Source organism: Nonomuraea glycinis (genome assembly GCF_014646515.1).
In the GTDB taxonomy this organism is placed as follows: Bacteria; Actinomycetota; Actinomycetes; order Streptosporangiales; family Streptosporangiaceae; genus Nonomuraea; species Nonomuraea glycinis.
This window is the reverse complement of record NZ_BMNK01000020.1, coordinates 91,812-116,596: the sequence shown is the minus strand read 5'-3', so window position 1 is coordinate 116,596 and position 24,785 is coordinate 91,812. Positions and strand designations below refer to the sequence as shown.

The following is a 24,785-nucleotide window of genomic DNA, read 5'->3' as shown; positions in this document are numbered from 1 at the left end:
GCGCCGTACGGGAGCTCTCCATGGGTCAGGACAGCCAGCGGTCCAGGCCCTCGGTGACGAACTCGTCGTCGCGGAGCCAGGGGTAGGCCGCCCAGACGCGGTCGATCTCGGCGAGTTGCCCCGGGGAGAGCTCCTCCGCGGGGTCCAGGCACCAGCGGCCGGCCAGCAGGCCCTGGCGGCGCAGCACCTCGTGGATGCCGGGGATGCACCCGTGGAAGTCGTTGGCGGTGTCGAAGATGGCCGCGTTCGCGTCCGTCAGGTGGCCGTCCAGGGTGAGCAGGCGCCGGACCGCCGCGTCGTCGCCGGCGCGGGCCAGCTTGGCCTCCTCCAGGAGCTCCACCGCGCGCCGCACCCAGACCGCCCACTGACCCAGCAGGCCGCCGACGAACTCCACCTCCACCTCGCGCCCGTCCACCACGACCCGGTGGGGGGTGATGAGATCCGCCAGGATGTGGTCGTCGTTGCCCGTGTAGAGGGCGACCTCGGCGGCGCGGCCCGCGCGGACCACGCCGTGCAGGACGTCGAGCGTACGGTAGCGGTCGAAGGGGGCGACCTTGATGCCGACCACCGACTCGATCGCCGCCAACCGAGTCCAGAAATTTCGTGACAAGGGTTGGCCGCCCACCGCGGGCTGCAGGTAGAAGCCGATCACCGGCAGCACCTCGCCCACCGCTCTGGCCCGCTCGACCAGCCCGTCCTCGTCCAGCTCGCGGTACGGGCTCAGCAGCACCATGTGATAGCCGAGCGACCTGGCCAGCTCGGCCTCCGCCACCGCCTGCGCGGTCGGCCCGGTGGCGCCCGCCACCAGCACCACCTCGCGCTCGAACTCGCGGGCCGTGGAGGCGGCCAGTTCGAGCACCGGAGCCAGCAGTCCGGTGCCGTGGATGGCGAACTGGGTGGTGTGCACTCCCACCGCCAGCCCGCCCGCCCCGGCGTCCACGTAATAGCGGGTCAGGGCGCGCTGGCGGCGCTCGTCCAGTTTCCGGTCCGCCGTCAGGGCCAGCGGATGGGCCGGAATCACCAGGCCGCGCCTGAACAGGTCACGCACCGACATCTGCGCCTCTGGAGCCGTGCTGAGCACGTTCGTCCCCCTCATCATGAAAAGCTGTCCGTCCGAAACGACTGTCATCTGTCAGAAACGGCCGTCACGGCGTTCGAACTTGGTCGGCTTGCCCAGCAGCGGCCCGCCGCCGGCCACCCAGCGGGCGGTGTGCTCGATCAGCTCCTGGGGCGTGATGTCCGGGTAGCCGAACCGCCGGTGGCACTTGGAGGCGTTCGACAGCAGCGCCGTCGGCGCCTCCTCGCCGCTGAACACCGGCTCCACGCCCAGCTCGGCGCCCAGGGCCAGGGCCGCCTGACGGACCGAGAGCAACTCGGGGCCCGTGACGTTGAGCACGTACGGCGACGTGTCGGCGAGCGGCAGCGAGCGGAGGGCGACCTCGTTCGCGTACCCCTGCCACACCACGTTGACCTGGCCCGTCGCCAGGTCGATCGATTGGCCGGCCAGGACCTTCTGCGCCAGGTCGACCAGCACGCCGTAACGCAGCTCGACGGCGTAGTTGAGGCGGATCAGCGACAGGCGGGTGCCGTTGGTCTCGGCGAAGTGCGTCAGCACCCGCTCCCTGCCGAGGCAGCTCATCGCGTAGTCGCCGACCGGGCCGGTCGGGTCGGTCTCGGTGCTGCCGCCGCTGGTGACGGGCACGAGTGGATAGACGTTCCCGGTCGACAGGGCGGCGATCCGGCTGCCCGCGAACCGGTCGGCGACCCGGCCCGGCAGGTAGGCGTTGGTGAACCAGGTGGCGTGCTCACGCCCCTGGGTGCCGAATTTGGCGCCGACCAGGAAGACCACGTTGGGCGCGTCGGGCAGGTCGCGCAGGGCCCGCTCGTCGGCCACGTCCGCGCGCACCACGGTGGCGCCCGCGTCCTGGAGCCCGTCGGCGAGCCCCGGCTCGGAGAAGCGGGACACCGCGATGATCCGGCGGTCGCCCCCGGTGGCGTTCAGCGCCAGCCGCACCAGGCTCGGGCCCAGCTTGCCGCCGGCGCCGAGGATCATGATGTCCCCGTCGAGTCCGGCGAGGTCGCTCACCAGCCCGGCGCTCGGCCGCGCCAGCCGCTCCTCGAGTTCCGCTGTGGTCCGCACCCGGCCTCCTCCATCTGACAGTTACGGTCCAGACCGTAACTTGGTCAGCTGGCGCCTGTCAACGTGCGACCTCCCAGATCAGGGCGAAAGACCGGCTGCGCCCGGTCCGCCGGTCAGCAGCCCGTAGCGGGCAGGGAGCAGAGCTTGGCGGCCATCGTCCTGGCCCCGGCGAGCTGCCTGGTGTAGTCGGTGGGGCGGATGCGCCCGTATTCGCCTGACACGGTGTAGATGGCCACCGCGCGGGCCTTGCGCACCACGACCGCCCGATCGCCGCCGATGGCGGGCTTGGACTCGAAGTAGTTCTGGCGCGCGAAGCGGAAGGCCTGGTCCCCGACGCTCACCGAGGTGGCGTACGCACGCGTGACGAAGGAGCCTTCGGCGGCATGGACACAGCGCACCACCTGCGCGCGCAGGCTCGCCATCGCGGCCTTGGCGGCGGCGCGGGAGCGGTAGATGACCACCTGCTCACCGGAGTAGTGCTCGGGCGCGGTGTGCCCGATCGTCCGCATCGCCACCCGCCCCTTGTCGCGCGGGCTCTTGAGACGGCAGGGGTTGACGACGAGATTGAGGGTGCGGCTCTCGCTGATCGTCCACTTCTCCTCGTCCGGGTACTTCACCGGCTCGCGGGCCGTCTTCTCGTGCAGCAGGAAGCCGGTCGGTATCGCCGGCGCGGTCCCGGCGAACGCCACCGTCCCACCGCTCAGGACGACCGCTCCCGCGACCGCGACACCGGCCACTGCCCGCAGCGCCTTGCTCGTCATCGAATCTCCCCGCTCTCCCGTGGTCCCGGGTAGTGAGACGCCCCCGGGCCTGCGAAGGTTCAGGCCGTCTCGCGCGCGGAGGTTCAAGCCGTCTCGCGCGCGGAGACGAGGACGTCGAGGATGGCCCGGGTCTGCCGCCAGGGCACCGGGCTGGGCGCGCCGCCGACCATCCGCAGGAACGCCTCGATCGTCCCGGCGTAACCGAGCCCCAGCACCGGATCGTCGCCGCCCTCGATCACGATGTGCTCCGACCCGCCGCGCCGATGCACGGTGACGCCGTACGACTCACCGTCCGACACGCCGACGATCTCGACCACGCCGGTGATCCCGCTCCCCCACTGCAGGGCCAGCACCCCGGTGTCCTCCGACCTGAGGGTGTCGTAGTGCCGGGTGGCCCGGGCCGCCCCGACCAGCCGCACCTCCGGCCCGAGCAGCGCCACCAGCAACTCCACCCCGTGCACGCCCATGGTCACCATGGTCCCGCCGCCCTCGGCGGGGGTGTCCTGCCAGGCGTTGTAGCCGGTCGCCCAGAGCCCCACGTCATGCCGTACGGTCGCGCGCACGGACAGCACGTCGCCCGGATCGACCCGCACCCCGGCGAAGGCCGGCGCGAACCTCAGCACCGAGGACGACATCACCCGCTCGTGGATCGGCAGCCGGTCGAGCCGCGCCAACTGCTCGCGCGTTGCGGCGGCGGGCTTGTTCACGAAACACGCCACCCCCGTCTTCAGCACCTCGCCCAGCGCCTCGGGCACCTGCGGATTGGGCACCGTCAGCACCACCCCGTCCGGCCCGCTGTCCAGCGCCCGCGCCAGACTGTCCACCACCCGCGCCTGCGGGAACTCCTCGGCGAACCGCCGCAACCGCTCCGGATCCCGCTCCCACACCACCAACTCGGCGTGCCGGGCCAGCGTCCGGGCGTCGGCGTAAGGATGGCTGGTGGCCAGACCGGCGAAAACGATGCGCACGGTGTCCTCCATTTCAGGTCAGCTGAGCAATCGCAGCCCATCATGGCAGCCCCGCCGAACCACCGTTCAGGTGACACTGAGTGCTCGGCCGGGTACGCTGAAGACGCCGCCTCCTATGGGGGGATTGGAAGTGAGCCCGGGTGGACCGCCGGACGACGGAAGCCCGGGCTTCGCGATGTCATCGCGCATCGATGCGCCGGACGAGCAGGTCTGCGTTGACCTGGCTCCAAAATCTGCAGTCTCCACGCTCCGCTCGGGACAAGGCGCCCGCGATGATGTCCGGAAGCCAGAGCAGAGGTTCCGTCAAGGGGTCGCGCCACGACAGGCGCAACTTCGGTGGCATCGAGTGGCGCCCTTGAAGGACGGCGACCAGTTCATGGTCTCGTAGGTCAAGCTCGCTGTGCCGGCGCTCGAAGATCACGTCGTGGACATGGTGGCCACCCATCTCCCAGAGCAAGTGTTCCATGCACTTACGACGCGCTCGTTCCTGACGTTTGGGGTCCAAGCCCGCGCCCACGACGACGATGCCCGTCGGGCGCAGTGCGGCCACTGCCTCGATGAGTTGTGCGCGACGCTTGTCGTTCTCGTCACGCCAATGCAGCCGCTTCTGCCGTCGCAGTAGCAGGGCCCGAAGGTCGTGACGGCACGCGTCAGCGTGGATCGGGCCTACGAATACCGCAGCCATGAGGTAGAGGCCCTGGGTGAGCAGCATCGATTCGTCGACGTAGGCGGAGAACGGGGGGTTCACGAGGAATCATGCTAGCCCCGCCGTTCACGTACAGTGATCGCCTCTTCACATTTCGTCCACCTCGGCGGAAGTGCGGCCGCCGGAGAGTCTGGCGTAGCCGGGGCCCCGGTCGAAGAAGCGGTCGGTGGTGGGGCGGAGATTGGCGCGGAGTTCGGCGGTGCCCTGTTCGTCGATGCGGTCGCCGTCCAGGACCACGCCGTAGTCGCCGAGGGCGCCCGCGATCGAGACCTTGCCGTCGCGGACGTCGGCCGCCACGGCGCGTGGGTCGCGGTCGTAGGGGGAGCCCCAGCCGCCGCCGCCCGTGGTGCGGATGCGGATCGTGTCGCCCGCCTGCACCGGGTGGTCGTCCACCAGCCCTTCCATCTCCTTGCCCGCGATCTCCACCCGGAACGGCCGGCCGGCGAGACCGCCGTTGACGCCCCAGCAGGACAGGATCGAGCGGTCGGCGATGGACATGTACGACGCGTCCCGCAGCATGCGGATGTGCTTGTCGTAGCCGAGGCCGCCCCTGAACATGCCGGGGCCGCCCGAGTCGCAGGCCAGCGCGAGCCGCTCCACCCGGAACGGCCAGCGGGCCTCGGCGAACTCGACCGGGATGTTGCGGGAGTCCGGCACCACGTGGATGGTGTCCTCGCCGTCGGCGTACCAGCGCCCGCCGGAGCCGCCGCCGAGAACCTCTCTCATCAGGTACGGCTGCCCGTCGGCGTCGACGCCGTGCACGCCGGTGTAGCGGATGGTCTCCTGGTCGGCGGGCATCCGGCCGCCCGTGGCCTTGGCCAGCACGCCGGCCAGGACGCCCAGCAGGCGCAGGATGACGAAGGTGCGGGCGTTGGTGGGGGCGGGGAAGATCGGGGTGAGCAGAGTCCCCTTTTCCGGAAATATCATCTTGATGAGCGGCACGACGCCCTCGTTGACGTCGAGCTCGGCCATGCGCTCCGGGGTGTCGGCCAGGTTGCGCAGGATCGGCGCGAGCCACTTCTTCAGGAAGACGCCGTCGGCGTAGTCGCCCGCGTGGTTGATCGGCCCCTTGGCCTGCGGTGACGTGCCGGTGAAGTCGATCGTCAGCGGCGCGTGCTCCTGGCCGGCGTCTTCGTCGCCCTCCCGTCGCGAGCTCCTGCGCTCCGGGGCCGAGTGGTCGACGGTGAGCGTGATGCGCTGGGCGTGCAGGCGGGGCTCGTCGACGCCGTCATGCTCGGCGTAGTCCTCCCAGGTGTAGACGCCCTCGGGGATCTTGGCCAGCAGTTCCCTGCGGAACGTCTCGGTGGTCTTGTCGATGATCGCGTCGAAGCACTCCTCGACGGCGGCCCTGCCGTATCTGCCGAAGAGCTCGCTCAGGCGGCGGGCGCCCATCAGGCAGGCCGAGCACTCGGCGTCGAGGTCCCCGGCGAGCGAGTCCGGCATCCGGGAGTTGCGCGTCATGATGCGCAGCGCCGTCTCGTTCGGCACCCCCTGGTCCCACAGCTTGATCGGCGGGACCATCAGCCCCTCCTCGTACACCGACCGGGCGTGCGAGGGCATCGAGCCCGGCACCGACCCGCCGATGTCGTCGTGGTGGCCGAACGCCTGCACGAACGCCACCACCTCGCCCTGGTGGAAGACCGGGACGGTGACGCACAGGTCGGGCAGGTGGCCGATGCCGCCCTCGGACAGGTAGACGTCGTTGTGGAAGTAGACGTCACCCGGCTTCATCGTCTCGACGGGGAAGTCACGGACGATCGGCTGGACGAGCGCGCTGTAGGAGCGGCCGGTCAGCTTGCGCAGCCGTACGTCGTGGATGCCCGCGCGGAAGTCGTGCGCGTCGCGGATCATCGGCGAGCGGGCGGTGCGCGCGATGGCGGTCTCGACCTCCTTCTCCACCGAGGCGAGCGTCCCTTCGACGATCTCCACCAGAATCGGGTCCGCCGCACTCACCCCGCGCCCGTTCACGCTCTCCGCGCTCACGTCCGTGACCGCATACGGGTCTACATGACGGTCCTCGTCCAGGTCTACGTGCTGGTCCATGTCCTGGGCCGCATGCTGGTCCACGGCTGGGGCCGTGTGCTGGTCCATGTCCTGGGCCGCATGCTGGTCCACGGCTGGGGCCGCGTGCTGGTCCACGCCTGGGGCCGCGTGCTGGTCCATGTCCGCCTCAAAGGCCGCCGGCGGCTCGGGAGGTGCCGCTGAGCCGTTCACCGGAGTCTCACTGTTCACGCCGCACCTCCACATTGCCGTACTCGTCCACTGTCGCGGTGAAACCGGGGTGGATGGGGATGGTGGAGCCGTACTCCTCGATGATCGCGGGGCCCTCGACGACCGTGCCTGCCGCCAGCGCGGCGCGCTGGTGGATCGGCGTGTCGTGCCGCTCCTCGAAGTACACCTTCCTGCTCGCCGCCACCGGCTCGACCTTCTGGTACGGGTCGCGCCGGATGGCCGGCCGGGTGATCGGCCCGATGCCGGAGACCCGGAAGTTGACCCATTCGACGCCGTGTCGCTCGTCGTCGCGGTAGGCGTAGCCGTACAGCTTCTCGTGGGCGTCGTGGAAGCGGCTCGACACCTCCTCCCGCCAGCCCTCGTCGATCGGGCCGGCCGGGGCGGGGACGCGGACCTCGTACGCCTGCCCGTAGTAGCGCAGATCGGCGCTGCGGGCGTAGACCGGCTGGTCGAAGCCCTCGCGGTCGAGCGCCTCGGCCGCCTCCGCCTCCAAGTCGGCGAAGAGCCGCGCCGTCGTGGCCGGCTCCAGGTCGCGGGTGACGTGCGTACGGACGTAGTCGTTCTTGACGTCCACGGTGAGCAGCCCGAACGCCGACACGTTCCCCGGCTCGGGCGGGACGATCACCGCGGGCAGGCCGAGGATGTCGATGAGGCGGCAGGCCAGCAGCGGCCCCGAGCCGCCGAACGTCACCAGCGGGAAGTCCCGTACGTCCAGGCCGCGCTTGACGGTGAGCCGGCGGATCGCGTTGCTCTGGTTGAACGCGCTGATCTCCAGGATCCCCGTCGCGGTGCGCTCGGGGGTGAGCCCGAGCTTGTCCGCGAGCGCCTCGACGCCCATCCTGGCGGCGTCGAAGTCGAGCGGGATCTCACCGCCGAGCAGGTGCGGCGGGATGCGCCCGAGGTAGACGTGCGCGTCGGTGACGGTCACCTCGGTGCCACCCCTGCGGTAGCAGAGGGGGCCGGGCTCGGCGCCCGCCGAGCGGGGGCCGACCTTGAGCGTGCCCTCCGGCGAGATCCACGCGATCGAGCCGCCGCCCGCTCCCACGGTGACGATGTCGATCATCGGAATCTTGCACGGGTAGCGGCCGACCGCGCCCTCGGTGGTGATGGACGGCTCGCCGTCCATCACCACCGCCACGTCCGTGGAGGTGCCGCCGCCGTCCAGGGTGATCACCGACGGATGGCCGGCCGTGCCGGCGATCAGCGCCGCGCCGAGCGCGCCCGCCGCCGGCCCCGACAGCACGGTGGTGATGGGCTGGTTGACGACCTCACGGGCCGACAGCACGCCGCCATTGGACTTCATCACCGAGAACGGCCTGCCCAGGCGGCTCGACAGGTTGGCGATGTAGCGCCGCATGCCGGGCTTGACCGCCGCGTCGACCAGGGTGGTGACGGCGCGCTCGTACTCGCGGTATTCGCGCAGCACGTCGCTGGAGATCGAGACGACCGCCTCCGGGTGCTCGCGCGCCAGCACCTCCCGCATCCGCCGCTCGTGCTCCGGGTTGGCGTAGGCGTGCAGGAAGCAGACGCCGATCGTGTTGACGCCCCGGGTGCGGAACCAGCGGGCCACCTCGACCGCCTGCTCCTCGGCGAACGGCCGCACCTCGGCGCCCAGGTGGTCGAGCCTGCCGCCGACGGTCTTCACCAGGTGCACCGGGACGATGCGCGGCGGCTTGACCCAGAAGTAGGAGTTGCCGTAACCGTCGGGGACGCTCTGCCTGCCGATCTCCAGGATGTACTCGAAGCCCTCGGTGGTGATCAGGCCGAGGCCGGCGACGCGCTCTTCGAGCAGTTGGTTCGTGGCCACGGTGGTGCCGTGCACGATCGAGGACACCTCGTGCTCGCCCAGCTTGCCCAGGCCGGTGACGAACCCGTCGGCCGGGTTGGCGGGCGTGGACGGGGTCTTGGTCGTGACGATCTCACCGGTCTGCTCGTCCACGGCCACCACATCGGTGAACGTGCCGCCGGTGTCGACTCCAATACGGACGCTTCCCATGGCTCCTCAGCTTCGGCGACGGCCGAGCACTTCGTGGATGACCTTCGGTGCGTTCTCGGTGCCGACGTAGGCCGCGAGCCGCACCACCATCTCCTGAGATTTGGCCAGCTCGGCCTCCACTCTGGCCTTACCCGACTGGCCGGCCTGCACGCCGAAGTAGGCGCCGATGATGGTGCCGACCACCCCGGCCACTCCGGCGAACAGCGCGGCGAACTCCCCGGTGGCGAACACGGCGGCGCCGAACGCGACAAGCACGGCGATGATGCCCGTCACCACCACGAGGAAGCCGTAACGCCATCTGGCCGCATCGGCCTGCGCGGCCGTGATGTCATCCGGCGTCATCATGGCGTCGAGTGTGGGCGGTTTGTCGGTGACCACAGATTCCTCCTGTTGTTTCAGAGGAGAAATCTCCCATGAGGTCATAGAACTAGCCAAGCGATAAGGTGGCACCCCGTGACCGATCTGTCTGCCTTGTCTCCTGTGCCGTCCGGGTCTCGCGCCGCCGTGCTGAAGTTCTACTTCGGCCCCATGGACTGCGGGAAGTCCACGCTGGCGCTGCAGATGAACTACAACCACAGCCGCCAGGGCAGGCGCGGCCTGGTGCTGACCAAACATGACAGATCGGGCGGCCCGAGGGTCACCAGCAGGATAGGGCTCGGCCGGGAGGCCGTCGAGGTGATCGACGATCTGAATCTGGTGGAGCTGGTACGCGAGCACGACCGGATCGACTACCTCATCTGTGACGAGGCGTGCTTCTACACCGTGGCGCAGATCGAGCAGCTCGCCGACCTGGTGGACCTGCACGGCGTCGACGTCTACGCCTTCGGGCTCGCCTCGGACTTCCGGTCGGTGATGTTCCCGGCGGCGCAGCGGCTGTTCGAGCTCGCCGACGAGGTGTGCCGGCTGCAGGTCGAGGTGCTGTGCTGGTGCGGGCGGCCGGGGCTGCTGAACGGCCGGATCGTCGGCGGGCGACTGGTGCGGACCGGTGAGCAGGTGGTCATCGGCGACACCGACGCCTCCCCTGTCCGCTACCAGGTGCTCTGCCGCCGCCACCACCGCTCGGGGCTGCTCGGCGAGGGCATGCCCGCTCAGACCGCGCAGTAGCCGTCGTCGCACCCGTCGGCGGGGGCGGCGAGCTGGGTGATCGGCTTCTGGCCGGTGCGCTCGGCGACCTCGTCGATCGCGGCCTCGAACGTCTCCACCGGCTGCGCGCCCGACACCGCGAACTGGCCCTCGAACAGGAACAGCGGCACCCCGGTGATGCCCAGCGAGCGCGCCCTGGCGATCTGCTCGGCCACCTGCTCGGCGCCCTCGCCCGTGTCGCGTACGCCCACCTCGGTGGCGAGCCCGGCCAGCACCTCGGGGTCGCCGACGTCCAGCCCGTCGGTGAAGTGCGCGCGGAACAGCCGCTCGGCCATCTCCGTGCCGAGCCCTTGCCCGACGGCCACCTCGACCAGCCGGTGCGCCCGCAGCGTGTTGACGCTCAGCGCCCGGTCGTAGCGCAGCTCCAGGCCCTCCTCGGCGCCCAGGCCGATGACCCTGTCGGCCATCTGCCCGGCGTCGCCGCCGAACTTGCGCTTCAGCATCGTGAGCACCGGCTCGGCCTCGGCGGGGGCGCTGGGATCGAGCTGGAAGGGGCGCATCGTCACATCGATCGTGCCGCCCTTGGCGCGGAACGCCTCCGCCGCCTTGGCGAAGCGGACATGGCCGATATAGCACCAGGGGCAGACAACGTCGGAGAAGATCTCAACTTTCACGCTCGATGACAACCCGCGCCGCGTCTCCGGCATTCCTCTCACATGGGTACGGTCGGGCCGGTCAGCCGGCGGCGAGTTCCTCCAGGCGGTAGGGGAGGTAGGCCGAGCCGTCCACCAGGGCCGACACCCCGCGCCACCAGCCGAACCACTCGGCGCTGCGCCACATCCAGTCCACCCGCTCGATCGCGGCCACCACGTCGCCGACGTCCGCCCATCGCTCGCCCAGTTGCCCGGCGGTCGCGCCGTGGCGCAGCGCCCAGTCCCGCAGGATCCGGGCCGCCGCCGCCTCCACCGGCTCGGTGTACGGGTCGGGCTCGTCACCCGGCAGGCGGTGCGGGCCCAGCCCGGCGGCCACGCCCCAGCTCCACTGCGCCTCGGCCGGGCGGGAGTAGCGCAACGAATGGAAGTCCAGGTTGGAGCCGAGGTCGTCGTCGGCCCGCTGGGTGACCACCGCGTCGAGCCGCCCGCCGGCGTCGAAGTGCACGACCAGCCGCTGGCCCGGCAGCACGCCCTGAGGCAGGTGGAAGCGGTCCTCCGCCTGCCAGGAGTTGAGGTCCACCTGGGCGACCGGCCGGCCCCACAGCTCGTCGGCGGCGTCGTCGGACACCCAGGCGGCCAGCATCTCCAACGCGGTCAGGTCCGTCCACGGCTCGATCGCGACCGCCGTGCGCAGCACCTCGTCGGGCGCGGACAGCTTGCCGCCCCTGGGCCGCGTCCACCACTCGGCGCCCAGGTCCCGGGTGCCGACGAGCAGCGCGGCGATGGCGGCGAGCTCGGCCGACCGCCGGGTGAGGGAGGCGCCCAGCGCCAGGCCGACGCAGCGGTCGGCACGCTCGTCGCCGACGACCGGACGCGCGTCGGCGATCAGCACGCCGGCGGTCGGGCGCTCCTCTCCGAGCAGGTCCCGGACGACTCGCCTGGCCTCGGTTCGGGCGTCTTCAGCATGTGCCTGCCGCATATGGTCACGCTACGCCGGGAGATCCTTTTCCGCGAGAGCCCGCCTCCACCGAGCGGCCCCGACGAGAGCGCGCCCGCTCTAGCGTCGGCCGCGGCCCAGCAGCCAGCCCACGGCGGCGCCGGTGAGCGCCACGCCCGCGCCCATGCCGAACGCGGCCAGCAGCACCCACGGCGGCGTCTCGGTGCGCTGCTTCGCCGGCCGCTCGTAGACGGCCGGGCGGGCAAGCGCCGCCTCCTCCTGCCCGTGGGAGGCCACTTGCCCGGCCCACTGCTCGCGGGGCGCCGCTTGCCCTGCCCACTGCTCGTGGGAGGCCGTTTCGCGGACCCGTGGGTGAGGGCCGGCCGCTGCGGGGGCCGGCAGGTGAGGGCCGTCTTCGGTGAGTGCCCCGGCGGGGGCGCGGAGGTGGTCCTCGACGGCCGCGAAGAACTCGCCGGCCGTCTTCCTGGCCACCGAGCCGAGCATGCGCTGCCCCACTCCGCCGATCATGCCGCCGATCACCGCGTCGGCGGCGTAGTCGACCCGGGTCCCGCTGTCGGTCTCGCTCAGCCGTACCAGCACGGTGGCGTCCACCGTGCCCGGCGCGCCCTGTCCCCGGGCCTTGAGCACGAAGCTCTCCGGGGCGGACGGCTCGGCCAGCGCCACCTCGCCCTGGTAGACGCCCTTCAGGGAGGCGATCCCGGCGTTGACCGTCATCCGGTAGGTGTCCGGTCCGCACTCCTCCAGGCGCTCACAGCCGGGGATGGTGCGCACCAGCACCGCCGGATCCTGGAGCGCGGCCCATACGCGGTCTCTTTCGATGCCGATCACGGCACTGCCTGCGACTTTCACACTGACACTCTAGAAAGCGATCTCCCGCCGGGATAAGGGCAACACCTGCCCAACCGATTATCGATCCGGCACGAGGACTGGCAGGATGGGGCGGCATTGTGCCGGGGTGACGACGGGGGCGGCAGAGGTGCGCGAGGCGAGAACGGCCGCGGGAGCGGCCGTGGTGACGGTGTTCCTGCTGGCAGGGGCCTGTTCTCCGGGGTCGACGTCGCGGGTCACCGCCGCCGAGTCCGCTCCGGCGCCCACCCCGGCCACCACCTCCCCCACACCCCAGCACCCACCGGGCGCGGTGCCGCGTGAGGGCGAGATGAGCGACGTACGCACCCCGGGCGCGGTGCCGCGGGAGGGGGAGGTGGGCAGGGTGCGGGCCTTGGGCGGGTTGCCGCCGGTGGTCAGCTCGATCCCCACCGAACGCAAGGTGGTCTTCCTGACCATCGACGACGGCTGGGAGCAGGATCCCGGCTTCGTCCTGCAGATCCGTGACCAGCGCATCCCGATCACCGCGTTCGCGATGCGGGACGCGGTGGAGGCCAGGGGCGTCCCCGATCCGGCCGGCGGGCAAGGCCGCTACACAGGTGCCGGTAAGTGGGGATATTTCCGGTCGCTCCAGGACGTGGGCGTGCCCATCGAGAACCACACCTTGACCCACCCCGACCTCCTCCGGCTCAGCAGGGCCGCCCAGCGGCAGGAGATCTGCGGCGCCTCCAAGCTGATCGCCGAGCGGACCGGCGCCAGGCCCACCCTGTTCAGGCCGCCGTTCGGCAGCTACAACACCGACACGCTGCGGGCGGCCAAGAGCTGCGGCCTGACCTCGGTGCTGCTCTGGACCGCCTCCGTCCAGCCGGGCGGCAAGATCGCCTATCAGACACCGGACAAGAAGCTGCACCCCGGTGACATCCTCCTCCTGCACTTCCGACCCAATCTGGACCGGGACTTCCGCATCCTGATCAGGAAGATCAAGCGCCGGGGCTTCGAGCTGGGCAACCTCCAGGCGTACCTGGAAGCCGCCACCTCCCCGCGCAAGTAGCCACCGTCCGCCTCGCGGCGTAGGTGGCGGTCAGCCGCGCGGGTGACGCGCCGGACACCTGGTGAGGGGCATCGTTGAGCCTCGTGTGACCAAGGTCGCATGGCATTGCTCTACAGCTTGTAGTACTACTGCAAGTAGATGTACTACAGCCTGTAGAGCTCACGGTCCGGTGAGGGGAACATGGACGCGCTTGATCTTGCACGGTGGCAGTTCGGGGTGACCACCGTTTATCACTTCCTGTTTGTGCCGTTGACGATTGGTCTGGGCGTCTTCGTGGCAGGACTGCAGACCGCTTGGCACCGTACGGGGAAGGAGCACTACCTCCGGCTGACGAAGTTCTTCGGCAAGCTCTTCCTGATCAACTTCGCGATGGGGGTGGTCACCGGCATCGTGCAGGAGTTCCAGTTCGGCATGAACTGGTCGGAGTACTCCACGTTCGTGGGTGACGTGTTCGGCGCGCCGCTGGCCATGGAGGCGCTGCTGGCGTTCTTCATGGAGTCCACCTTCCTCGGACTGTGGATCTTCGGCTGGGGCCGGCTGCCGAAGAGGGTGCACCTGGCGTGCATCTGGGCCGCCGCGATCGGCTCGAACCTGTCCGCCTACTTCATCCTGGCTGCCAACGCGTGGATGAAGCACCCGGTCGGCTACGAGGTCGTCGACGGCAAGGCGCGGATGACCGACCTGTGGGCGGTGCTGACCAACTCGACCGCCCTGGCCCAGGTGCCGCACGTGATCGGCTCGGCGTTCGTGGTGGCGGGCGGGTTCATCCTGGCGGTGTGCGGCTACTGGCTGCTGCGCACGCACGCCGAGATGTGGCGCGGCGCCGCGCGGGCGGCGCTGGTGATGACCGCCATCGCGGGCGTGGTCGTCGCCGGGACCGGCGACATGTCCGCCAAACTCCTGTACGAGCAGCAGCCGATGAAGCTGGCCTCCGCCGAGGGACTCGAACGCGACACGGCGGGCGCGGCGCTGACGGTGGCGCCCGGCATCGAGATCCCCAAGGTGCTCAGCTTCCTGTCCACCAACGACCCCGACGCCACCGTGCAGGGCACCGAGGACCTGCAGGCGCGCTTCGAGGAGCGGTTCGGCCCCGGCGACTACCGGCCGAACCAGGCGATCACGTTCTGGTCGTTCCGCGTCATGATCGTGTTCGGCCTGGCCACGGTGGGCCTGTCGGTGCTCGGCCTGTGGCTGACCCGGCGCCGCCGGCCGATGCCCCGCTGGCTGTCCCGGCTGCTGGTGCTGGCCCTGCCCGCGCCGCTGATCGCGGTGACCGCCGGCTGGCTGCTGAGCGAGATGGGCCGCCAGCCCTGGGTGGTGGCGGGCGAACTGCTCACCGCGGCCGGCGTCTCCCCCGGGGTGAGCCTGACCGAGGTGGCCATCTCATTGACGATCTTCACCCTGCTGTACGGCTCGCTCGCGGTGGCGGAGGCCGTACTGCTGACCAGGCATGTACGCAAGGGCCTCGACGAGCCCGAGCCCGTCCGCGCGGCCGAGAAACTCGAACCGTCGCTCATGTATTGAGGTGCAGACAGTCATGAGGTGCAGACAATGATCGACCTGTGGTTCGTCATCATCGCCTTCCTGTGGACCGGTTACTTCGTCCTTGAGGGCTTCGACTTCGGCGTGGGGCTGCTGGCGCCGTTCGTCAGCGCGGACGGCGAGGAGCAGCGGCAGAGCCTGGAGACGATCGGCCCGGTCTGGGACGGCAACGAGGTCTGGCTGATCACCGCCGTGGGCGCCATGTTCGCCGCCTTCCCGGCCTGGTACGCGGGCATGTTCAGCGGCTTCTACCTGCCCGTCGTGCTGGTCCTGGTCGGGTTGATCGTGCGCGGCGTCGGCCTGGAGTGGCGCGGCAAGGTGGCCAACCCCGCCTGGTGCGACCTGGGGATCGTGATCGGCAGCGCGCTGCCCGCGTTCGTCTGGGGCACGATCTTCGCTGACCTGCTGTTCGGCAGCGCCGAGGCGGCACTGCTCGGTGGCGCGTTCACGCTCGCGGTGTGCCTGCTGCACGGCGCGGTGTTCCTGGCACTGCGCACCGAGGGTCCGGTACGGCGGCGCGCCAGGACGGCCGCGCTGGCCGCGAGCGTCGTGGTGCTCCCGGTGGCCGTGGTGGCGCTGTCGAGCATGGGCTCACTGCCGGCGCTGGCCGCCATGGGCGTGCTGGCGGCGGCCACCGTACTGGTCTTTCTGCGCAAGGAGGGCTGGGCTTTCACCGCCATGACCGTGGCCATTGTGCTGGTCTCGGTGGCGGTCTTCAGTCAGCTCAGGGGCGCGCCCCTGCCCGGCCTGACGCTGGCCGAGGCGGCCTCCGGCCCCTACACGCTGACCATGCTGACCTGGATCGGGCTGATCGCGCTGCCGTTCGTGCTCGGCTATCAGGGGTGGACGTACTGGGTGTTCAGGAAGCGGGTTCAGGTGGCGGTCCGTTCGTGACGGCATGATCTTCGTGGCGCCCTGGCCGCCGCGGCCACGCTGCTCCGGGCCGCGGCGGCCGGCGGACACCGGCGGTTGACGTTCACCGGTGCTCCCATTTGCACCGAATGACCGTGAACCGCCCGCGGTCAGCCGGCGGCGGCCGGGGTGGGGGTGACGCGGTGGTCCTTCAGGTGCAGGTCGCCCTTGAGCGGCCCCTGCAACTGCTTGAGCACCTTGAGGTCGCCCAGCACCGTCCACAGCGGGCCGACCAGGTGCGGCTTGTACTCGGGCGCCTGGTCCATCCAGGCGTTCTTCCCTTCCTCGCTGGTGAAGGTGTTCACGAAGAACTCCCCCGCGTCGGTCTTGCAGTAGCCGGTACGCAGGTCGCTCGCGTCGACCTGCATCCGGGGTTCGCAGCCCACCTGGGAGGAGAGATCCTCCACGGTGAGAGGCACCGCGGGAGCCTGGTTGCTCCCTGCGGCGACATTCTCGTCGCCACCCGGCGCACAAGCAGCGACGAGCCCGACCAGCAGCGCGAAAGCGGTCAGACGTGAATAAGTCGTCATGTGCGGAGGTACGCAGGCTTCGCCGCCACGGTTCAGCGCAAAATGACACAACCGTGTTCGGCCAGCCGGCGCAGCACCGGAGGGTCGCCGTCGAGCTTGTTCCAGCGCAGGTCGAGCCGGTCCAGCGCGGGCAGCTCGGCCGGCAACTCACGCAGGCGGTTGTTGCGCAGGTCCAGGTGGCTGAGCCGGGGCAGCCGCGCCAGCCAGCCCGGCAGTGAGCTCAGCAGGTTGTCGCGCAGATCCAGCACTCGCAGCTCGCCCAGGGCCGCCATCGAGCCGGGCAGCTCCGTCAGCCGGTTGCCCCGCAGGTGCAGCTCGCGCAGGCGGCCCAGCGCGCCGATGGAGTCGGGCAGCGCCGTCAGCCGGTTGTTGTAGAGCCGCAGCTCCATCAGAGACGCCATCCGGCCCAGGCTCGCGGGCAGCCGGGTGAGGCGGTTGTCGGTCAGGTTGAGATAGGCGAGCCGGTCCAGCCTGCCGAGCGCCTCGGGGACCTCGGTGAGGCCGTTGTCACTGGCGTACAGATAGTCGGTGAGGGGCAGGTCCGCCAGCTCGGGCGGGAGCGCGGTGAGCCGGTTGTGGCCCAGGTCGAGCATGCGCAGCGCGCCGAGCCCGCCGATGGCGGCGGGCACCTCGGTCAGGGCGTTCTCGGCGAGGTTGAGCGATCGTAGACCGGTCAGCTTCCACAACCCGCCGGGCACCTCGGTCAGCCCGTTGCGGCCGGCCGACAGGTGCCGCAGCGAGTGCGGGAGCCCGTCGGGCAGCGCCCGGACGGCGTTGCCGTACAGGAAGAGCGTTTCCAGGTGCGGCGGGCAGGACGGGAAGGCCGTCAGGTCGTTGCCGTCCAGGTGCAGCGCCCGCAGCGCGTCGAGGCCGGAGAGGTCGGGCAGCGCGCGCAGGCGGTTGCCGTCGAGCCTGAGCTCCTCCAGCGACGGCAGCCGCGCCACCCAGCCGGGCAGCTCGGTGAGCTCGTTCCAGGCCAGGTCGATCAGGCGGGTCCGGGCCAGCTCGCTCGCCGTGCCCGGCATCGAGGTCAGGCCCGCGCCCGGCGCCCGTAGTTCGGTGTCCATGGACCGAGATCATCCACCACGGAGGTCGAACAGCTCCGACGGGGAGATCGGCATCCGGTCGATCTCGATGCCCTCGGCGTCCTCCAGGGCCGAGGCGATCACCGCCGAGACGGGGATCACCCCGGCCTCGCCCGCACCCTTGATGCCCAGCGGGTTCAGCGGGGACGGCGTCTCCAGGTGGCCGGTCTCGATGCGCGGGACCTCGGTGGCGTACGGCATGAGGAAGTCCATGAAGGAGGCGTTCTGCAACTGCCCGTCCGCGTCGTACGCCATCCGCTCGTACAGGGCGCCGCCGATGCCCTGCGCCACTCCCCCGTGAATCTGCCCCTCCACGATCATCGGGTTGATCAGCTTGCCGCAGTCGTGCACGACGACGTAACGCACCACCTTGATCTCGGCGGTCAGCGGGTCGGTCTCCACGATGGCCGCGTGCATGCCGGCGGCGAAGGTGGACCTGATCGGCGAGTAGTAGCCGCGCCCTTCCAGCCCCGGCTCCTCCCCCTCGGCGACCGGCGGCCGGTCCGGCGAGGCCGTCCCGGCGAACTGGGTGGCCTTGGCCGTCTCCTCGTCGAAGGCGTAGCGCAGCGGGTTGGCCAGCACCGCGACCGTGGACAGCGGGATCGAGGCGGACGGCGAGCCCGCCACGTGCACCAGCCCTTCGCTGATGGTCAGGTCAGCCGGGTCGGCCTCGAGCGCGTCCCCGGCGATGCGCAGCGCCTTCTCCCGCACCTTGGCGCAGGCCAGCGCGATCGCGTTGCCGCTCATCACGGCCGCGCGGGAGGCGAAGGTGCCCACCGCGTAGCCGAAGCGGCGGGTGTCGCCGGTGACGACCGAGACCCTTTCGATCGGCACGCCGAGCCGGTCGGCGGCGATCTGCGCGAACACGGTCTCGTGTCCCTGCCCCTGCGAGGTGAGCCCGGTCGAGACGTGCACCCGCCCGTCGGAGGTGATCTGCACATGCCCGCCCTCGTACGGCCCGACACCGGTCCCCTCGACGTAGCAGCCGATGCCGATGCCCCGGCCGGGCGCGGGCCGGAAGTCGTCCCAGCCGATGAGCTCCTTCACCATGCGCAGCATCCGCGGGTAGTCGCCGCTGTCGTAGATGAGCGGCCGCCCGTCCTGGAAGATCATCCCCTGGTCGTACGGGAACTCGTCCGGCTGGATGAAGTTGACCTCCCGCACCTGGGTGCGGTCCTTGCCCAGATAGCGCGCGATCTTGTCCATGGTCCGCTCCATGCAGAACACGCCCTGCGGCCGTCCCGCGCCCCGGTAGGGCGTGACCTGCACGGTGTTGGTGTAGACGGCGCTGAACTCCACCCGGTACGCCCCGATCCGGTAGGGACCGAGCAGCTGGGTGGCGGTGATGATCGGCACGATGATCCCGTACGGCGTGTAGGCGCCGTGGTCGTGCAGGATCGTCACGTCCAGCCCGAGCACCCGCCCGTCGTCGTCGAAGCCCACCCGCACGTGCTGCACCTGGCCGCGCTCGTGCGCGGCGGCGATGAAGTGCTCGCGCCGGTCCTCGGTCCACTTCAGCTCCCGGCCGAGCAGCATGGCCGCCCACGGCACCAGGATCTCCTCCGGCCACGGGTGCACGATCTTCACGCCGAACCCGCCGCCCACGTCGGGGGCGATCACCTCGACGTGCGGCAGCGGCAGGCCGAGCGCGGCGGCGATGGCCATGCGGACGCTGGTGGAGGTCTGGGTGCTGGAGTAGACGCGCAGGTCGGTGCCGTCCCAGCGGGCGTAGACGCCACGGCCTTCGAGCGGCGTGCTGGCGCTGCGCTCGATGTCCAGCCGGAAGGCCAGCGTGTGCGGGGCGGCCTCGATGGCCTCCGCCGCGCCGCGCCCGGCCGCCGACAGGACCTCCTGGACCAGGTGCGCCCCCACGTTCCCGGGCACGTCGTCGTGCACCAGCGCGGCCCCGTGCGCCGCCTCCTCCAGCCCGACGACCGCCTTGAGCGGCTCGTAGTCCACCTCGATCAGCGCGCAGACGTCCTCGGCGAGATAGCGGTCGGTGGCCACCACCATGACGACGGGCTCGCCCACATGCCTGACCACGTCCCTGGCCAGCGGATAGGCGGTGCGCCCGTGGGTGAGGGCCGGATGCGGGATCAGCAGCGGCAGCGGGCGGCCGACCCGCTCCGGCAGGTCCTCCCAGGTGTAGATGGCCACCAGCCCGTCCACGTCCAGCGCCGGTGCCACGTCGATGTCCCGGATGCGGGCGTGCGCGTGCGGCGAGCGTACGAACGCGACCGCGAGCGCGCCGGAGCCCAGGTCGTCCAGGTAGCGGCCGTGCCCGGCGAGCAGCCGGGGGTCCTCGCGGCGTTGTACCGGCTCCCCGAACAGCTTGGTGGTCACGGGCCTCGCCTCCTGGTGGTCACGCCTCTTCGGCGAGCAGCTCGGCCGCCCGATGGACGGCCTTCGCGATGTTCTGGTAGCCGGTGCAGCGGCACAGGTTGCCGGAGATGCCCTCCAGCACCTCCTCGTCCGTGGGCGCCGGGTTCTCCCGCAGCAGCGCGGTCACCGTGCACAGGAAGCCCGGGGTGCAGAAGCCGCACTGCAGCGCGTGGCACTCGGCGAAGGCCCGCTGCACGGGCGAGAGCCCCTCCGGCCCGGCCAGCCCCTCCACGGTGGTGATCTCGCGCCCGTCCACGGTCACCGCGAACGTCAGGCACGAGCGCACCGGCTGCCCGTCGAGCAGCACCGTGCAGCAGCCGCACACGCCGTGCTCGCAGCCCACGTGGGTGCCGGTCAGGCCTACGTCGTGGCGCAGGCAGTCGGACAGCAGCCTGCGGCCCGGCACGGTGACCCGGCGGGCGGTGCCGTTCACCGTCAGGGTGATCTCGTGCTCGGCCGTCATGCCGCCGCCTCTCTCGCCGCTTCCCGCAACGCCTGCTCGGCCAGCACACCCACCAGGTGCAGGCGGTAGACGGGCGAGGCGTGCACGTCGCCCTCCGGGTCGGTCCGCTCGCGCACCGCCGCGGCCACCGCCGGCCAGTCGACGCTCACGGCCGGCCGCCGCTCGCACACGCCGCTCACGTCCACCACGACCGGCACCGGCCCGACGCCGATGCACGCCACCCGGGCGGCGTCGATGTGCAGGTCCTCATCCAGCCGCACCACGGCGCAGACGCCGGCCAGCGCGTAGTCGCCGTGCCGCCGGGCCACCTCACGGAACGCCGTCCCGGTCCGCGCGCCCAGCGCCGGGAAGTGTGCGGACACGGCCAGCTCGCCGGGCCGCGCCGCCGACTCCATCGGCCCGGTGAAGAACTCGCGGGCCGGCACGTCCCGCACCGCCGTCCCCGCCGGCAACGCCACCACCCCGCCGCCGCCGTCCCTCGGCACGCCGTCTCTTTGCACGCCGTCCCTTCGTACGCCGCCCCTCGGCACGCCGTCCTTTTGCACGCCGTCCCTTCGTACGCTGTCCGTCGGCACGCCGTCCCCGCCCACGCTCGCCAGCCGTACCGAACCATCCAGTACGGCGAGCACCGCCGGCAGCTCGGCGGCCGGGTCGGCGTGCACGAGACTGCCCACGACCGTGCCCCGGTTGCGGATCACCGGGTGGGCGACCAGCCGCAGCGCCTGGGCGAGCAGCGGATGCGCGCCACACCGCGCCACCTCCGAGTGCCGGGCCAGCGCGCCCACGGTGACACCCGCCGGCGTCTCCCGCACCACGGCGAGAGCCGCCAGCCGGTTGATGTCGACCAGGTGCGCGGGCGCCGCCAGCCGCATGTTGAGCATCGGGATCAGGCTCTGCCCACCGGCGAGCACCTTGCCGTGCGCCCCGACGGCGGCCAGTGTCTCCAGGGCCTCCCCGAGGTCGCGGGGGCCGTGGTACTCGAACGGCGGCGGCTTCACCCGGCGTCACTCCTGATCGCCTCGGGGGTCCGCCTCGCGATCACGCGCAGCAGGTGCCACCCGCCGACCACCACGATGGTGCCCAGCGCGATGCCCTCCAGCCTGAAGTCGTCACTGATCAAGTGCTTCACCGGTCCGATCGCCAGGATGATGCCCGCACCGATCGGGACCATGTTGACCGGATCGGCGAAATCCACCCGGTTCTCGATCCAGATCTTCGCACCGAGCAGCCCGATCATGCCGTACAGGATGACCGTGACGCCGCCCAGCACGCCGGACGGCGTGGCCGACACCAGCGCGCCGAACTTGGGGATCAGCCCGAACCCGATCGCGATGACGCCCGCGATGTAGTAGGCGGCCGTGGAGTAGACCTTGGTGGCGGCCATGACGCCGATGTTCTCGGCGTAGGTGGTGGTGGGCGAGCCGCCGACCGCGCTGGTCACCACGGTGGCGATGCCGTCGGCGGCGACGGCGCGGCCTACGTAGGGGTCGACGTCGGTCCCGGTCATCTCGCCGACGGCCTTGACGTGGCCGATGTTCTCGGCGACCAGCGCGATGACGGCGGGCAGCACGAGCAGCACCGCCGAGAACTCGAAGTCCGGCCAGTGCGTGTCGGGCCAGCCGAACCACGGGGCGGACTCGACCTTGCTGAGGTCCACCCGGAAGTGCGCCGCGACCTGGACGGCCCCGTCGTCGTAGGCGGGCACCATGCCGAAGAGCCGGTCGGCGCCCCAGGAGAGCACGAACCCGACCGCCAGCCCGATGAGGATGCCGATCCGGCCGACGAACCCCTTGAACGCCACCACGAGCACGAACGTCACCAGCATCGTGACCAGCGCCATCCACTGGTCCTGCGGCCAGTAGACGTCCGCCACCACGTACGCCAGGCCGAACCCGATGAGCATGACCACCGCGCCGGTCACCACCGGCGGGAAGATCCGGTTGATCACGTCCGCGCCCAGGAAGTGCACCGCCAGGCCGACCAGCGCCAGCACGAACCCGACGACCAGGATCGCCCCGGTCACGATCGCGTCCGCGCCGGCCGTGTCGCCGCCGAACAGCGCCCTGATGGCCAGCACACCGCCCACGAAGGACGCGCTGGTGCCCAGGTAGCTGGGCACCTTCCCCTTGACGATCAGCAGGAACAGGATCGTCGCGACCCCCGACATCATGATCGCGACATTGGGGTCGAGCCCCATCACCAGCGGGAAGACGAACGTCGCCCCGAACATCGCCACCACATGCTGAGCCCCGAACCCCACCATCCGGGGCCAGCTCAACCGCTCATCAGGCCGTACGACCTCGCCGGGGGCCAGGTGTTTGCCGTCGCCGTGTTTGGTCCATCCAAAGGCCATTGTGAGCCCCTCTTCGCCCGGACCGGGTGCTTGCGTTGCGGGCAGATTAGGCCCACTGGCGAGCGTGTACACGGGCATGATCTGCCAAATCTGGCCCGCTGACCAGAGCTCTTCTCGCGCACACCTTCCCCGAAGGCTCGGTGATCACCCGAGGGGGCGGTTCCGGTGCGGCGGGGCGGCAGGGACAGCGCCGTCCCTGCCGCCCGATCCGACAAACTACATATTTCAGGCAGGTAATGTAGACAAGATATTCTGTGCCTTCGCGACAAGGGAGCACGTTCATGTCCGCAAGGGGTGAGGCCACTCCGCCCCCATCGCCCATGCCGTCGTACACGGCCGCACCTCCGTCGGCTGCCACGGCAAGCCCGGCCATCCCCGCCCCGACACCCAACGAGGCGCCTGCGGCGTCACCGGCTCCTTCTGCTTCCACCTCCCCGTCGCCGACCTCGCCCGGTCTCACACCCCCGGGCATGCCGAACATCGACGTCCTGAGGAGTGATTTCACCAAGGCGGCCGACGGATTCGCCGACGAGCACGACGGCCTGGCGAAAGATGCCCGTTGGATTCTCGACGCCATCGCCGCGCTGGGCGACTTCGCCGGCACAGATGAGACGGCGAACACGTTCAGGCAGGGCTATTCCACCGCATTGAAGTCAACCACCACCTATGTCGGCGCGCTACGCGACAGATATCCGGAAATCGCCGAACGGCTGGCCGGGATGAAGACCGGCTTCGACGTCGCGAACTGGGCCAACATCCAATCCCTGCCGAAAGTGTCCGACCTGCCCGATTTCTCGGCGCCGGACAAAAAGCCCAACCCCTGACGTTCTTTGGAGACCTGATGACCACACCGGACGGCGGCGCTCCCTTCCTCGACGAGGAGATGAACCGCTTTCTCGGCCAGTTCCAAGCCACTACCCGGCCGCTGGAAGAGCTGCGGGAAGGCCTCGGCGCCGTGCGCGGCCGGGGCACGGCGGCCCATGGCCAGGTGGAGGCGGAGGTGCTGGCGAGCGGCGCGCTCGGCAGCCTGCGGATCGACCCGCGGGCCATGCGCCTCGGCGCGGACGCTCTGGCGGAGGCGGTGCTCGCCGCCGCGAGCAACGCCGGCGCGGACCTGGCCACCCAGCTGACCGGGATGCTGACGAACGGCCTGAACCCGTTCGCCGACGAGGTCAGGCGTGCCGGCCAGGAGTGGTGACCTACCTCGCGCCCATGGTCCAGGCGTCAGTACCCGCGCAAGCGCCTGAACTGGTCCTGGCCTGCGGCGACACCCAGCTTGGCGAGCATCTGCTCCCACGTGGGCAACAGGCTGGCCGGATCGTCGATCACGTCGCCGGGCCTGTTGAGCGCGTTCCCCGTCATGGTGAAGATGGAGGATCCGACGAGAAACATGGTGGCGTTCTGCGCCGCCTTGTTCTTCGGCAGCAGGTTCGCGGCCTTGCCGAAGTTGGCCGGGTCCACATGGTAGAAGACCATGGCCGCCGCGAAATTCTTCACCATGTACGCGCCGCGGTCGCCCCACGATCCCAGGTCCTCGCCCCTCGCCACCTTGACCCCGTCAACGATCACCTGGTCGAGGGCCGTATAAGTGAGACTGCCTCCCACGGCGCCGAGCAGCCGCTTCCCGACGGCATGGTCGTACATCTTGAGCAGCAGTCGCGCCTGCGACCTGCGTACCGCCCAGTTGATCAACACCTGGACCTTCTTGTCGACCGCCGGCCAGCAGAAGAACATGAGCAGCTCGAGCCATTGGGTCAAGGCCATCGTCCGGAGCGTGTGCTGCGTCTCCTCCAGCATCTCGGCGTAGTCGTCGACCGCGTCGGCCAGCCCGCGGACGTAGGCGGAGACGAGCGGCGGAAACGGCGCGACCTCGTCCTTGAAGTACGTCTTGAAGGCATCGATGCCCGCGCCGGAGCTGGGCGGCCGCCACAGCCTGCCCGCGATCTCCGCCACGTCCTCCAGGCTGATGTCCACCCGCCGGGCCAGCTGCCGCAGCAGCTGCGCGGCCTCGCGCGCCTTGGCCGGGTCGCCGTCGGGGTAGGCGACCTGCAGCATCTGCAGGACCACGGCGCCGACACCGGCGGCGGACAGCAAGATCCCTCCCGCCGGGAGGGCCTTCGGGAGGAATTTGGGGGACGGACTCAC

The 24,785-nt window shown here is 70.7% G+C and carries 25 protein-coding genes; 7 read left to right on the top strand and 18 right to left on the bottom strand.

Features of this window, described 5'->3' with window-relative positions; all coding sequences use genetic code 11:
- Positions 1-25: 25 nt before the first annotated feature.
- The 6 genes from IEY87_RS39020 to IEY87_RS38995 form a co-directional block, all read right to left on the bottom strand.
- A complete protein-coding gene (locus IEY87_RS39020; protein ID WP_225278104.1) occupies positions 26-1,099 on the bottom strand; it encodes a dihydrodipicolinate synthase family protein in 1,074 nt (357 codons plus the stop codon).
- A 33-nt stretch (positions 1,100-1,132) separates the two neighbouring features.
- Entirely contained in the window at positions 1,133-2,140 is a 1,008-nt protein-coding gene (locus tag IEY87_RS39015) for an NAD-dependent epimerase/dehydratase family protein (RefSeq protein ID WP_189143887.1), read from the bottom strand.
- A gap of 113 nt (positions 2,141-2,253) precedes the next feature.
- Entirely contained in the window at positions 2,254-2,901 is a 648-nt protein-coding gene (locus IEY87_RS39010; RefSeq protein WP_189143886.1) for a hypothetical protein, read from the bottom strand.
- An 83-nt stretch (positions 2,902-2,984) separates the two neighbouring features.
- On the bottom strand, positions 2,985-3,869 hold the full coding sequence (locus IEY87_RS39005; protein ID WP_189143885.1) for a Gfo/Idh/MocA family protein: 885 nt from the start codon (positions 3,867-3,869) through the stop codon (positions 2,985-2,987).
- 178 nt (positions 3,870-4,047) lie between these two features.
- Positions 4,048-4,617, bottom strand: a complete 570-nt coding sequence (locus IEY87_RS39000; RefSeq protein WP_189143884.1) for a hypothetical protein — start codon at positions 4,615-4,617, stop codon at positions 4,048-4,050.
- A gap of 45 nt (positions 4,618-4,662) precedes the next feature.
- On the bottom strand, positions 4,663-6,558 hold the full coding sequence (locus tag IEY87_RS38995; protein ID WP_225278103.1) for a hydantoinase B/oxoprolinase family protein: 1,896 nt from the start codon (positions 6,556-6,558) through the stop codon (positions 4,663-4,665).
- A gap of 24 nt (positions 6,559-6,582) precedes the next feature.
- Here IEY87_RS38995 and IEY87_RS38990 point away from each other — a divergent pair, with 24 nt between their 5' ends.
- Positions 6,583-6,780 carry a hypothetical protein gene (locus tag IEY87_RS38990; protein WP_189143883.1) on the top strand — a complete coding sequence of 66 codons (198 nt, stop codon included), beginning with the start codon at positions 6,583-6,585 and terminating at the stop codon, positions 6,778-6,780.
- A 16-nt stretch (positions 6,781-6,796) separates the two neighbouring features.
- Here the strand turns inward: IEY87_RS38990 and IEY87_RS38985 are convergent, their stop codons facing one another.
- A complete protein-coding gene (locus IEY87_RS38985; protein WP_189143882.1) occupies positions 6,797-8,803 on the bottom strand; it encodes a hydantoinase/oxoprolinase family protein in 2,007 nt (668 codons plus the stop codon).
- A gap of 6 nt (positions 8,804-8,809) precedes the next feature.
- Positions 8,810-9,181: a hypothetical protein gene (locus IEY87_RS38980; RefSeq protein ID WP_189143881.1), complete on the bottom strand. Its 372-nt coding sequence runs from the start codon at positions 9,179-9,181 to the stop codon at positions 8,810-8,812.
- Between the two features lie 75 nt (positions 9,182-9,256).
- Between IEY87_RS38980 and IEY87_RS38975 the strand changes: the two genes are divergently transcribed.
- On the top strand, positions 9,257-9,907 hold the full coding sequence (locus IEY87_RS38975; RefSeq protein WP_189143880.1) for a thymidine kinase: 651 nt from the start codon (positions 9,257-9,259) through the stop codon (positions 9,905-9,907).
- On the opposite strand, the gene IEY87_RS38970 is transcribed toward IEY87_RS38975, so the two are convergent.
- From IEY87_RS38970 to IEY87_RS38960, 3 genes are all read right to left on the bottom strand, one after another.
- Positions 9,892-10,560, bottom strand: a complete 669-nt coding sequence (locus IEY87_RS38970; protein WP_225278102.1) for a DsbA family oxidoreductase — start codon at positions 10,558-10,560, stop codon at positions 9,892-9,894. The genes IEY87_RS38975 and IEY87_RS38970 overlap by 16 nt on opposite strands.
- 61 nt (positions 10,561-10,621) lie before the next feature.
- Positions 10,622-11,518, bottom strand: coding sequence for a hypothetical protein (locus IEY87_RS38965; RefSeq protein ID WP_189143879.1), 897 nt, complete (start codon positions 11,516-11,518; stop codon positions 10,622-10,624).
- A gap of 78 nt (positions 11,519-11,596) precedes the next feature.
- Positions 11,597-12,346: an SRPBCC family protein gene (locus tag IEY87_RS38960; protein WP_189143878.1), complete on the bottom strand. Its 750-nt coding sequence runs from the start codon at positions 12,344-12,346 to the stop codon at positions 11,597-11,599.
- Between the two features lie 106 nt (positions 12,347-12,452).
- Between IEY87_RS38960 and IEY87_RS38955 the strand changes: the two genes are divergently transcribed.
- From IEY87_RS38955 to cydB, 3 genes are all read left to right on the top strand, one after another.
- Complete coding sequence (locus IEY87_RS38955) at positions 12,453-13,373, top strand: polysaccharide deacetylase family protein (protein ID WP_225278101.1); 921 nt, start codon at positions 12,453-12,455, stop codon at positions 13,371-13,373.
- 180 nt (positions 13,374-13,553) lie between these two features.
- Entirely contained in the window at positions 13,554-14,897 is a 1,344-nt protein-coding gene (locus IEY87_RS38950) for a cytochrome ubiquinol oxidase subunit I (RefSeq protein WP_189143877.1), read from the top strand.
- A 27-nt stretch (positions 14,898-14,924) separates the two neighbouring features.
- Positions 14,925-15,809 carry a cytochrome d ubiquinol oxidase subunit II gene (gene cydB / locus IEY87_RS38945; RefSeq protein WP_189143876.1) on the top strand — a complete coding sequence of 295 codons (885 nt, stop codon included), beginning with the start codon at positions 14,925-14,927 and terminating at the stop codon, positions 15,807-15,809.
- Between the two features lie 128 nt (positions 15,810-15,937).
- Here the strand turns inward: cydB and IEY87_RS38940 are convergent, their stop codons facing one another.
- The 6 genes from IEY87_RS38940 to IEY87_RS38910 are packed head-to-tail and all read right to left on the bottom strand — an operon-like array spanning position 15,938 to position 22,640.
- Entirely contained in the window at positions 15,938-16,357 is a 420-nt protein-coding gene (locus IEY87_RS38940) for a hypothetical protein (RefSeq protein ID WP_189143875.1), read from the bottom strand.
- Between the two features lie 32 nt (positions 16,358-16,389).
- Complete coding sequence (locus IEY87_RS38935) at positions 16,390-17,424, bottom strand: leucine-rich repeat domain-containing protein (RefSeq protein ID WP_189143874.1); 1,035 nt, start codon at positions 17,422-17,424, stop codon at positions 16,390-16,392.
- 9 nt (positions 17,425-17,433) lie between these two features.
- On the bottom strand, positions 17,434-19,785 hold the full coding sequence (gene cutA, locus IEY87_RS38930; protein WP_189143873.1) for an aerobic carbon-monoxide dehydrogenase large subunit: 2,352 nt from the start codon (positions 19,783-19,785) through the stop codon (positions 17,434-17,436).
- A 19-nt stretch (positions 19,786-19,804) separates the two neighbouring features.
- Positions 19,805-20,287 carry a (2Fe-2S)-binding protein gene (locus tag IEY87_RS38925; protein ID WP_189143872.1) on the bottom strand — a complete coding sequence of 161 codons (483 nt, stop codon included), beginning with the start codon at positions 20,285-20,287 and terminating at the stop codon, positions 19,805-19,807.
- Positions 20,284-21,285 (bottom strand): FAD binding domain-containing protein, encoded by a 1,002-nt coding sequence (locus IEY87_RS46345; protein ID WP_225278100.1) that lies wholly within the window; start codon positions 21,283-21,285, stop codon positions 20,284-20,286. The genes IEY87_RS38925 and IEY87_RS46345 overlap by 4 nt, the downstream gene beginning before the upstream one ends.
- Positions 21,282-22,640: a uracil-xanthine permease family protein gene (locus IEY87_RS38910; RefSeq protein ID WP_189143871.1), complete on the bottom strand. Its 1,359-nt coding sequence runs from the start codon at positions 22,638-22,640 to the stop codon at positions 21,282-21,284. The genes IEY87_RS46345 and IEY87_RS38910 overlap by 4 nt, the downstream gene beginning before the upstream one ends.
- Before the next feature lie 470 nt (positions 22,641-23,110).
- Here IEY87_RS38910 and IEY87_RS38905 point away from each other — a divergent pair, with 470 nt between their 5' ends.
- Together IEY87_RS38905 and IEY87_RS38900 are read left to right on the top strand one after the other, a co-directional pair.
- Complete coding sequence (locus tag IEY87_RS38905; protein ID WP_189143870.1) at positions 23,111-23,464, top strand: hypothetical protein; 354 nt, start codon at positions 23,111-23,113, stop codon at positions 23,462-23,464.
- 17 nt (positions 23,465-23,481) lie between these two features.
- On the top strand, positions 23,482-23,838 hold the full coding sequence (locus tag IEY87_RS38900; protein WP_189143869.1) for a YbaB/EbfC family nucleoid-associated protein: 357 nt from the start codon (positions 23,482-23,484) through the stop codon (positions 23,836-23,838).
- Positions 23,839-23,864: 26 nt separating this feature from the next.
- On the opposite strand, the gene IEY87_RS38895 is transcribed toward IEY87_RS38900, so the two are convergent.
- Entirely contained in the window at positions 23,865-24,734 is an 870-nt protein-coding gene (locus IEY87_RS38895; RefSeq protein WP_189143868.1) for a hypothetical protein, read from the bottom strand.
- Positions 24,735-24,785 lie beyond the last annotated feature (51 nt).